Origin of the sequence: Stenotrophomonas sp. PS02300 (assembly GCF_029959395.1) — a bacterium.
Taxonomy (GTDB): Bacteria; Pseudomonadota; Gammaproteobacteria; order Xanthomonadales; family Xanthomonadaceae; genus Stenotrophomonas; species Stenotrophomonas maltophilia_AD.
In genome coordinates, this window is sequence record NZ_JASCOP010000138.1 from 1 (window position 1) to 10,336 (window position 10,336).

General features: G+C 67.1%; 12 protein-coding genes. 6 read left to right on the forward strand and 6 right to left on the reverse strand.

Going from position 1 to position 10,336, the window contains the following annotated elements:
• Positions 1 to 105, reverse strand: a 105-nt coding sequence (locus QMX79_RS17890) for a LysR family transcriptional regulator (RefSeq protein ID WP_282247975.1), incomplete at its 3' end; no start/stop codon positions are given.
• Between the two features lie 124 nt (positions 106 to 229).
• Between QMX79_RS17890 and QMX79_RS17895 the strand changes: the two genes are divergently transcribed.
• On the forward strand, positions 230 to 817 hold the full coding sequence (locus tag QMX79_RS17895) for an NAD(P)H-dependent oxidoreductase (RefSeq protein WP_184126984.1): 588 nt from the start codon (positions 230 to 232) through the stop codon (positions 815 to 817).
• A 158-nt stretch (positions 818 to 975) separates the two neighbouring features.
• Here the strand turns inward: QMX79_RS17895 and serS are convergent, their stop codons facing one another.
• Positions 976 to 2,256, reverse strand: coding sequence for a serine--tRNA ligase (gene serS / locus QMX79_RS17900; protein WP_282247965.1), 1,281 nt, complete (start codon positions 2,254 to 2,256; stop codon positions 976 to 978).
• Positions 2,257 to 2,371: 115 nt separating this feature from the next.
• Between serS and QMX79_RS17905 the strand changes: the two genes are divergently transcribed.
• A complete protein-coding gene (locus QMX79_RS17905; RefSeq protein ID WP_095362875.1) occupies positions 2,372 to 3,004 on the forward strand; it encodes an energy transducer TonB in 633 nt (210 codons plus the stop codon).
• Between the two features lie 144 nt (positions 3,005 to 3,148).
• Positions 3,149 to 3,730, forward strand: coding sequence for an energy transducer TonB (locus QMX79_RS17910; RefSeq protein WP_282247966.1), 582 nt, complete (start codon positions 3,149 to 3,151; stop codon positions 3,728 to 3,730).
• A 103-nt stretch (positions 3,731 to 3,833) separates the two neighbouring features.
• Here the strand turns inward: QMX79_RS17910 and aroA are convergent, their stop codons facing one another.
• The 4 genes from aroA to QMX79_RS17930 all read right to left on the reverse strand — a co-directional run bounded on the left by aroA (position 3,834) and on the right by QMX79_RS17930 (position 8,487).
• A complete protein-coding gene (gene aroA / locus QMX79_RS17915; protein WP_282247967.1) occupies positions 3,834 to 5,141 on the reverse strand; it encodes a 3-phosphoshikimate 1-carboxyvinyltransferase in 1,308 nt (435 codons plus the stop codon).
• 91 nt (positions 5,142 to 5,232) lie between these two features.
• Positions 5,233 to 6,393, reverse strand: coding sequence for a prephenate dehydratase (gene pheA / locus QMX79_RS17920; protein WP_282247969.1), 1,161 nt, complete (start codon positions 6,391 to 6,393; stop codon positions 5,233 to 5,235).
• Between the two features lie 29 nt (positions 6,394 to 6,422).
• Positions 6,423 to 7,508 (reverse strand): phosphoserine transaminase, encoded by a 1,086-nt coding sequence (serC, locus tag QMX79_RS17925; protein WP_282247970.1) that lies wholly within the window; start codon positions 7,506 to 7,508, stop codon positions 6,423 to 6,425.
• Between the two features lie 178 nt (positions 7,509 to 7,686).
• Positions 7,687 to 8,487 (reverse strand): FHA domain-containing protein, encoded by an 801-nt coding sequence (locus tag QMX79_RS17930; protein WP_282247971.1) that lies wholly within the window; start codon positions 8,485 to 8,487, stop codon positions 7,687 to 7,689.
• An 89-nt stretch (positions 8,488 to 8,576) separates the two neighbouring features.
• On the opposite strand from QMX79_RS17930, the gene QMX79_RS17935 reads away from it, so the two are divergent.
• The 3 genes from QMX79_RS17935 to QMX79_RS17945 all read left to right on the forward strand — a co-directional run.
• Complete coding sequence (locus QMX79_RS17935; RefSeq protein WP_282247972.1) at positions 8,577 to 8,852, forward strand: polyhydroxyalkanoic acid system family protein; 276 nt, start codon at positions 8,577 to 8,579, stop codon at positions 8,850 to 8,852.
• Between the two features lie 87 nt (positions 8,853 to 8,939).
• Positions 8,940 to 9,434: a phasin family protein gene (locus QMX79_RS17940; protein ID WP_282247973.1), complete on the forward strand. Its 495-nt coding sequence runs from the start codon at positions 8,940 to 8,942 to the stop codon at positions 9,432 to 9,434.
• A 220-nt stretch (positions 9,435 to 9,654) separates the two neighbouring features.
• Positions 9,655 to 10,336 (forward strand): restriction endonuclease (locus QMX79_RS17945; protein ID WP_282247974.1); only part of this gene is annotated, 682 nt, incomplete at its 3' end.

Genomic DNA, 10,336 nt, shown 5'->3' on the forward strand with positions numbered 1-10,336 from the left:
GCGGCTCAGACGGGATTTGGGGAGCCCCACGGCGCGTGCGGCGGCGGCGAAGCCGCCGTGGTCCACCACCATGGCAAAGTAGTAAAGGTCGTTGAGGTCGTGCATACCGAAGTTCCAGATATAGAACAATACGTGGTATTCAACCACCTTTATCCCAGCGACGCAACAACCTAACCTGCTTTCCGTCGGCGGCGCCTTGACCGCCCTTCCCCGGATACAGGTGATTGCCATGAAGCTTCTTCACATTGATGCCAGCGTGCTGGGCGACAACTCGGTTTCCCGCCAGCTGTCCGCAGCCGTGGTCGCACGGTTCAATGAGACCGTTGAGAACCTCGATGTAACCTACCGCGATCTCGATCGTAATCCCATTCCCCATTTGAGTAGTGGTTCGCTGGCCCAGGTGGACGCCGCTGAAGCGACCGATGCCGAGGCCGTGATGCAGCAGTTCCTTGCGGCCGACGTGATTGTGATCGGCGCGCCGATGTACAACTTCAGCATTCCGTCGACCCTGAAGGCCTGGATCGACCGCGTGGCGGTGGCCGGGCGCACGTTCAAGTACACCGAGAATGGCCCGGTGGGCCTGGCCGGTGGCAAGCGCGTGATCATTGCGAGCTCGCGTGGCGGCATCTATACCGATTCGCCGGCCGACTTCCAGGAGCCCTTCCTGCGCCAGGTGTTCGCCTTCATGGGCATCACCAACGTGGAATTCGTGCGTGCCGAAGGCATTGCCTATTCGCCGACGCATCGCGAAGAGGCGATTGCCGCCGCGCTGGCCAGCCTGCCGGCAGCCGAGTTTGAAGAGCTGGCCGAAGCCTGAGTGTTCCAGGGCAGGCGTTGAGTCCTCGTCGGACGCCCTGCCCGGGCCGGAGTTCCCCTCCCCCTTCCGGCCCACCCTGCGGCCCCGCATTGCGGGGCCGTTTCTTATTTGAAGCAGCCACGCCATACAAAAAACCCGCCTTTCGGCGGGTCTTTTGGTTACGCGATCTTTTCGAGTCCGCCCATGTAGGGCTTCAAGGCGTCCGGGACGGTAATGCTGCCATCGGCGTTCTGGTAGTTCTCCATCACCGCGATCATCGCGCGGCCCACGGCCACGCCCGAGCCGTTGAGGGTGTGGACCAGTTCCGGCTTGCCGGTTTCCGGGTTGCGCCAGCGCGCCTGCATGCGGCGTGCCTGGAAATCGCCGCAGTTGGAGCACGACGAAATTTCGCGGTAGGTGTCCTGCGAAGGCAGCCACACTTCAAGGTCGTAGGTCTTCACCGCCGAGAAGCCCATGTCGCCGGTGCACAGCAGCACCTTCCGATACGGCAGGCCCAGTTTTTCCAGCACGACTTCGGCGCAGCGGGTCATGCGCTGGTGCTCCGATTCACTGTCGGCCGGGGCGCACACGGTGACCAGTTCGACCTTCTCGAACTGGTGCTGGCGGATCATGCCGCGCACGTCGCGGCCGCCGCTGCCGGCTTCGGCGCGGAAGCACAGCGAATGGGCGGTCATGCTCAGCGGCAGGCGCTCGGCGTCGATGATCTCATCGCGAACAATATTCGTCAGCGACACTTCCGAGGTCGGGATCAGGTAACGGGTGGACTCACCGACGGCGGTCTTGAACAGGTCGTCTTCGAACTTGGGCAGCTGGCTGGTGCCGCGCAGCGATTCCGGGTTCACCAGCACCGGTACGTTGGTTTCCTCATACCCGTGCTCGCCGGTGTGCAGGTCGAGCATGAACTGGGCCAGGGCGCGGTGCAGGCGCGCGACCGGGCCGCGCAGCACGGTGAAGCGCGAACCGGACAGCTTGGCACCGGCTTCGCCGTCCAGGCCCTGGTTGCGGGCGCCCAGTTCGACATGGTCCAGCACCGGGAAATCGAAGCTGCGCGGGGTGCCCCAGCGCTTCTGCTCGACGTTCTCCGATTCGTCCTTGCCGTACGGAACCTCGTCGGCCGGTACGTTGGGGATGCCCATCGCGATGGCTTCGATCTTCTCGCGCAGCTCGTCCAGGGTCACTTCCGAGGCCTTCAGCTCGTCGGCGAAGGCGGCCACTTCGGCCATGATCGCCGAGACGTCTTCGCCCTTTGCCTTGGCCTGGCCGATGGCCTTGGAACGGCTGTTGCGCAGGCTCTGCAGCTCCTGGGTGCGGATCTGGATGCGCTTGCGGTCGGCTTCCAGCGACTCCAGCCCAGAGACGTCCAGCTCGAAACCGCGCGAGGAGCGCAGGCGTTCGGCAAGTTCGGCGGGCTGTTGGCGGAGCAGGGCTGGATCGAGCATGGCGTTTGGACAGTAGGGTCAGGTCTGGAGGGGGATTATCGCCTGTAATCGGCTTTTCTGCCGCCCGGTTCATTCCCGGCGTGGCAGAATCGGGGGGTTCATCATGGTATGGCTCATGTCCGCTTCCCGTTCCTCGTCTGGCAAGAACATCACCTTCCAGCTGCCCCGCCGCAGCCTCATGATCGCCGGGATCGCCTTTGGCGTCGGCGTGCTGCTGTTCCTGGCGGTGTGGCTGGGCAACCGCAACAACGACTTCTACAAGGCCGGCCCCGCGCAGACCCCGCAGGAAGTGGCCCAGGTCGAGCCGCTGCCCGAACCCCTTCCTGCCGCAGCCGGGTCGAGCGACATGCCCGACGCCAAGCCGCTGCCGGTGGAAGACGAAAAGCCGCAGCTGGTGGAAACCGCTCCGCCGCCCGCGCCGGCCGCCCCGGCCGCTGCCGCGCCGGAGACCGCCCCCGTGGCGATGGCCGCCGGCGACCGCCCGCAGCCGATTGCCGACCAGTCGCCGCCGCCGACCTACCCGCCTGCCGCCCTGCGCAATGGCGTGGAAGGCAGCGTGGTGGTGCGCGTGGATGTGGACGCGACCGGCTACCCGATGAACGTCACCATCATCCAGCGCAGCGGTTCGCGTGACCTGGACCGCGCCGCCAGCGATGCCGTGCGTCGTTGGCGCTTCCAGCCGGCGCAGAGCAACGGCGTTGCGGTGCCGGGCAGCATCGAAGTGCCGTTTGACTTTAAAGCGCAGTAAACAGCGCGCGAGGTCCGCGTAAAGGTTCGGCTCACCATGCTGAACCTCGACGGGAATGCAGTCACGGCGTTGACGCATCAGTGACACACCTGCAACCCGGCTCAGGCAAGACTGGCATCGTCAACTCGACACCAGGAGTCCGCCATGAGTGTTACCCATGCACGCGAGATGCCTACGTCGCCGCAGCAGCAGCGCGACATCATTGACGAGCCGGGCCGTCGTCGTACCTCCCCGCTGCTGTGGATCGCGCTGATTGTCGCGATGTTCGCGGCCGCGCTGGTGTGGTTGCGCTATGCCAATCCCGATGAGGGCGCCAGCGCGCCGATCGGCGAACGCATGCTGCCGGCCACCGAAACCCCGGTTGCAACGATGCCCGCCCCGGCCAACCGTGAGGCTGCGCCTGCCACCACGCAGCGCCGTTCCGCACCGACAGCCGTCCGTGATCGCGATGCGCGCCCGCTGAGCAGCAACGCCAAGCCGGTGTATCCGCGTACCGCGCTGCGTAGTGGCGTGGAAGGCAGCGTTATTGCCAGCCTGAACGTGGATCCGCGTGGCCAGGTGACCGACGCCAACATCGTGCAGCGCAGCGGTGGTCGCGACCGCGACTTGGATCGTGCGGTGCTGAGCACCGTGCGTGACTGGAAGTTCGAGCCCGCGATGCACAACGGCCGCGCCGTAGCTAGTGTTGTTCGCGTGCCGGTGGATTTCCGTACCGAGCAGCGGTAACCCGCATCTGTAAAGCGGCGGGGGAGCCGGGAGCCGACCATCTGGTCGGCTCCTTTTTTTGCGCGCAGAGCAGCCACGCAGGGCGTGGCTCTACACGCGCTGATCAGGCCAGGTTGAAGCCGGCGTTGCGGGCGATGCCGTCGAAGTTGGGGAACGAGGTGGCGACGTTGGCGATGTCGTTGATGCGCACTTCGCCGCTGCTGAGCTGGCCGGCGATGGCAAAGGCCATGGCAATGCGATGGTCGCCGTGGCTTTCGATGGTGCCGCTGCCCAGTTCATGGCCGCCGTGGATGGTTGCGCCGTCTTCGGTTTCATCCACCTGCACGCCGAGGCTGCGCAGGCCGGTGGCCATGGCCGCGAGGCGGTCGGATTCCTTGACCCGCAGTTCGGCGGCGCCACGCACCACCGTGTTGCCCTGCGCGGCGGCCGCCGCGACGAACAGCGCCGGGAACTCGTCGATCATGTCCGGCACCAGCGCTTCGGGAATCTCGGCACCGTGCAGCGGTGCATGGCGGACCACCAGGTCGGCTACGGCTTCCCCGCCCTGCTCTGCATGGTTCTCTTCGCGGATGTCGGCCCCCATCAGGCGCAGCGCGGCCAGCAGGCCGGTGCGGCGTGGGTTGAGGCCGACCTGGCGCAGGGTGAGCGCCGAACCGGGAATGATGCTGGCCGCCACCAGGAAGAACGCGGCCGAGGAGAAGTCGGCCGGCACCGCGATGTCGGTGGCGCGCAGGCGCTGGCCACCGCGCAGTCGGGCCTTGCCGGGCGAAAACTCGATGTCCACGCCGAACGCGCGCAGCATGCGCTCGCTGTAGTCACGGGTCGGGTGCGGTTCGGTCACGGCGGTGTCGCCCTGCGCATACAGGCCGGCCAGCAGCACGGCCGATTTGACCTGCGCGCTGGCCACCGGCGAGGCAAAGTCGATGCCGTGCAGCCGCTGGCCGCCGTGCACGCGCAGCGGCGGGGTGCCGTCGGCTTCGGTGTCGATCTTCGCGCCCATCTGCGCCAACGGGCCGGTCACCCGGCGCATCGGACGGCGCGACAGCGATTCGTCACCCACCATCACCGAATCGAATGGCTGCGCGGCGAGCAGGCCGGCCAGCAGGCGCATGCCGGTGCCCGCGTTGCCGCAATCCAACGGGCCGGCCGGTGCCTGCAGGCCATCCACGCCCACGCCGTGGACGATGCGCTGCGACGGCGACGGGGTTTCAATGCGCACGCCCATCTGCGAGAAGATCGCGGCGGTGGCGCGGGTGTCTTCGCCTTCCAGGAAGCCATCGATGTGCGAAACGCCATCGGCCAGTGCAGCGAACATCACCGCACGGTGCGAGACCGACTTGTCGCCGGGAATGGTCAGGCTGCCCTGCAGGGGCTGGCCCTTGCGGGCGGTCCAGGAAGCGGAAGCGGTCATCGATGAATCCTGTAGAAAGCCGCCCGCCAGGGCAGCGATGGTGCGGAATGACGGAAAGCGGCGCCGCGCGCGGGGCAGCGGCGCCGGGGACTCAGGGCACGGCCACCGGATAGGAGCCAAGCACCTTGATCTGCGCCGAGTGCGCCTTGAGTTCGGCCAACGCGGCCTGCATGGCCGCATCGTCGATGTGGCCGGCCAGGTCGATGAAGAAGCCGTACTCCCACTTGGCGTTGTGCGACGGGCGCGATTCGATGCGGTTCATGCTGATGCCGTGCCGCGCGAACGGGCTGAGCACGTCGAACAGCGCACCGGGCTTGTCGTGGATGAACACCAGCACCGAGGTGCGGTCGTGGCCGGAGGTCGGGAAGAACTGGCGGCCCACCACCAGGAAGCGGGTGGTGTTGTCGGCGTCGTTCTGGATCGGCTTGGTCACGACCTTCTTCAGGCCGTACACGTGCCCTGCACTTTCGCCACCGATGGCGGCGGCGTCATCGGCATTGCGTGCGCGGCGCGCGCCTTCGGCGTTGCTCGACACCGGCACCTTTTCGGCCTTGGGCAGGTTGGCGCGCAGCCACGAGGAGGTCTGCATGAACGACTGCGGGTGGCCGTACACGCGCTCGACATCTTCCAGCCGGCCGCTGCGCGACATCAGGTACTGCTGCACGCGCAGTTCGACTTCGCCGCAGATCTTCAGGTTGGAGGTGAGGAACATGTCCAGGGTGATCTGGATGGTGCCCTGCCCCGAGTTTTCCACCGGCACCACGCCGAAATCGGCATTGCCCGCTTCCACTTCCTGGAACACTTCTTCAATGCTGGCCAGCGGCAGGCCCAGCGCCGAGCGGCCGAAGTGCTTGAGCACGGCCTGCTGGCTGAAGGTACCTTCCGGACCGAGGTAACCGATCTTCAGCGGCTCCTGCTGGGCCAGGCAGGCCGACATGATTTCGCGGAACACATGCACCAGCACTTCATCGCTGAGCGGGCCTTCGTTGCGGTCCACCACCATGCGCAGCACCTGGGCTTCGCGTTCGGGGCGGTAGTAATCCACGGCTGCGGCAAGCTTGCCCTTGGCCTTGCCGACCTGGTGGGCGAACTGGGCGCGCTCGGCGATCAGCGCCTGGATGCTGCGGTCGATGTGGTCGATCTTGGCGCGCACGTCCGACAGCACCGGGGCGGCGACGGCAGGTACGGCGTCGGCCTTGGCTTTGGTGGGCTTGGCGGCGGGTGCCTTGGGCTTGGCGGGTTTGGTGGCCATCAGGGTATCCAGTTACTGATTCGGGAACGTCAACCGTTGCGCTGCTGGAAATCGCGCATGAAGGCGGCCAGCGCCTGCGCGCCTTCCACCGGCAGTGCGTTGTACAGCGAGGCGCGGATGCCGCCGACGGCCTTGTGGCCCTTCAGCGCCAGCAGTCCGGCGGCCTTCGACTCGCTCACGAAACGGGCGGTAAGGGTTTCGTCGGGCAGGAAGAACGGAATGTTCATGCGTGAACGCGCGGCAGGCACGACCTCGTTGCGGTAGAAGCCGCCGGAGGCATCGATGGCGCCGTAGATCAGCGTCGACTTGACCGCGTTGCGGCGTGCGAATTCCTCCACCCCGCCCTCGGCCAGCATCCACTGGAACACCAGCCCGGCCAGGTACCAGTTCCAGGTGGGCGGCGTGTTGAGCATGGAATCGCGGGCGACGTGCGAGCGGTAGTCGAAGATGTCCGCGCGCGGCTGGCCGCTGCGCTCGAGCAGGTCGCGGCGCACGATCACCACCGACACACCGACCGGGCCCAGGTTCTTCTGTGCACCGGCGTAGATCAGGCCATAGCGCGAGACATCCAGCGGTTCGCTGGCGATGGACGAGCTGAAATCGGCGAACAGCGGCGCGCTGCCGACGTCCGGGGTGTTGCGGAACTCGACGCCATGGATGGTTTCGTTGGCGGTGATGTGCACGTAGGCGGCATCGTCGGACAGCTGCCACTGGCTGCGCGGCGGGATGTCATGGAAACCACCGGCTTCGCTGCTGGCGGCCACGTTGACCCGCACGTAGGGACTGACCTGCTTGATCGCGGTCTTGCCCCAATGCCCGGTAAGCACGTAATCCACGGTCTGCCCGGGGGCGGCGAAGTTCAACGCGAGCAGGGCCTGCTGGGTGGTCGCCCCGCCGGCCAGGAACATCACCGCGTAATCGTCCGGCACGCCGAGCAGGCGGCGCAGGTCGGCTTCGGCCTGGGCGGCAACGGCCATGAACTCCGGGCCGCGGTGGCTCATTTCGACAATGGAGGCGCCAGCGCCGTTCCATTCCAACATCTCTTCCTGCGCCTGGCGCAGGACCGATTCCGGCAGGGTTGCAGGGCCGGCACTGAAATTGAACGCGCGCGTCATGTCACACCTATGGGGCAAGACCCCTAGTATGCCGCAGCGCACCAGCCTTTAGGCCTTGCAGGACAAGGCGAAATTGGTTGCGATTGAATCTATCGGCGCCGCCACACGACCAACGGTCGTGTGCTACCGGCGATCCTGCGACACGGGGTAGTGCCCGACCGTTGGTCGGGCGACGCGTTCAACGCGCGCCGAACCACAGCAGCAGGCTGATCAGGCCGGCCAGCAGCAGCGCGCTGCCGAGCAGCCACGGCCAGCGGCTCACGCGCTTCGGCTTGGCCTGGGCTTCCACCGGCGATGGCAGGTCGAGCAGTTCGTCCTCCTCATCGCTGACTACCCGCTTGCGGCCGTCGTGCGGCACTTCCAGCACGAACCGATGCTGGGCATCGAAGACCAGCTGGTCGCCGGGCTGCAGCCAGCAGTGCCTGACGCTGACGCCGTTGACCCGGGTCGATTCGCCCGCGCCCAGGTCCCGCAGCAGCAGGCGGTCGCCGTGGCGTTCCAGGCGTGCGTGCTGTTCGGCGAACGCGGGGTCGTCGATGACGATGTCCGATTCGGCCCCGCGCCCGATCACCCGCGGGCGGTCGAGGGTGAAACTGCGGCCGTGGTGCTGCCCGCCGACGCCGCGCAGCAGACGCTGGTCTTCCGCGCCGTCATCGCTGCGCGAGGGGGCATGGTTGAGGGCTTCGCACTCGCCCTGGATCAGCATTTCCACGCCGTCGGCGTAGACCGCGTCGCCGGGCCGCAGCAGCGCCATGCGCCGCACCGGGCGACCATTGACGTGGATGCCGCGCATGCCGGTGGCCACCTGCAGCCACAGGCCGCGGTCGTCCAGGCAGAACTGGGCAAGCAGCAGGGTGCCGGCGGCATCACCGCCGAGGCGGACGCTGCCCGAGGCGTGGCGCACGATGCGCTGTACCCCCGGCCGCAACGGCTGGTCGGGGTGTTGGCGATGAGTGAAGTGAACAAGCAGGTTCTGCACGCGGCGCAGCCTAGCAGGTTGCGTGTGCGGGAGGATAGAAGTGTGCACAATGCACGCCCATTCCCCGCTACCGCCCGCCAGGAGCCCGCATGTCCAGCATCGATATCCACCACGCCCACGCACTGTCCCCCGAGGCGGCCCGCGAAGCGATCGAAGCGATGGCGGCAAAGCTCACCGACAAGTTCTCGCTGGAAACCAGCTGGGTGGGCAATGCATTGAAGTTCAACGGCTCCGGGGTCAAGGGCTTGATCGAGCTGCTGCCCGGCCAGGTGCATGTGGCCGCCGAACTGGGTTTCCCGGTGTCGATGATGAAGGGCATGGTCGAAGGCGAGATCCAGCGCGTGCTGCAGGAAAAGCTCGGCTGAACCACCGGCGCGGCACGGCCGCGCCATCACGCCGCACAATCGCAGCGCTGGGTAGGATCGGCGGGTGGCCACTCACAGGATCGCCCCATGAACACACACGACGACTACGATGACCGCAGCCCCGATGAAAAGCCCTCGCTGCAGGACCAGGCCGAGCGCTTCTCGCGCCAGCTGACCGGTTCGGCCAAGCAGATCTGGCTGGCCGGGCTGGGCGTGTTCGCACGCGCCCAGGCAGAAGGCACCCGCGTCTTCGATGACCTGGTCAAGGAAGGCGAAACCGTCGACGCACGCAACCGCGAGCAGGCCGGCGATACGCCGCGCTGGCGCGACAACGTGGAAGAGCACCTCGGCGAGGCGCGTGAAAAGGCCGCCGGCACCTGGGACAAGGTGGAGAAGGCCTTCGACGACCGGGTCCAGGGCGTGCTCAAGCGCCTGCATATCCCCACGGCCGAGGACGTGGCCGCGCTGAATGTGCGGATCGATGCCCTCACCGCCCGGCTCAACCGTGCCGAGGCCCGCAACGCCTCTCCCAATGCCGACCCACGTCCGGGCACCCACCAGTCGCCCGGTTCGGACCCCTGAGCGCCGACCACACTGCCCCGTACTGTGATTGTTGCAAAGCAGCACGACTTTGTTGACAATCGAAACCGACCCGCCAATTGCTTCTGCGCCGTTTGTTCCCTCCCCTCACGGCTAAGGATTGGCGGGTTTTTTGTGGGCGCGATCTCAAAACGACATCCCGCAGACAGGGGCGGGCGCATATAAACTGTCGTCCGCACCTCCGTGTTCATCTCTAGGTCCCATGTTCTCCTGGATTCTGGCTCTCCTGCTGGCCCTCGTTGTCTGGTCCCTCGCCGCTGCCTACTTCTGGCTGGTGAAACGCCGCCGAAAGGAGACCCGGTTGGGACTCAACGCCTTGGCCGGCATGCACTGGCGGGACTTCTCCGAAATCGTCCGGCGCGCCCTGCACGAGCAGCGCGGCCTGGAGGACGTGACCGGCGAGGCCGACGACAGCCGTGAGCCCAGCAGCGACTTCCTGATGCAGGACGCCCAGCACCAGCGGTTCCTGGTGTCGTGCAAGCATGGCCGCGCCTACCGGATCGGCCGGGCGGCGGTGAACGAGCTGGGCGCCGCCGCGCGCCTGGCCGGTGCCCGCGGTGGCATCCTCATCACCGAAGGGATGGTCGAGCGCGATGGCCGTTCGACCGCCGACAAGCAGAGCGTGGAAGTGCTGGACGGCAGCCTGTTGTGGCCGATGCTGCAGCCCTACCTGCCCGGCGACGTGGAAACCCGGGTCAAGCACGAGGCACGCCGCGAGGCGGTGCGGCGCATCTCGATCGCCGCGCTGGGCTCGCTGACGCTGGGCCTGCTGGTGGGCATGGGCTACCTGACCTCGCGCCTGGACCAGGCCGCGCAGGCGCCTGCACCGGTAACGGCGGCGGCCCCGCCGCCGGCCGCCCCGCCCGCGCCCGCCGCCCCTGCAC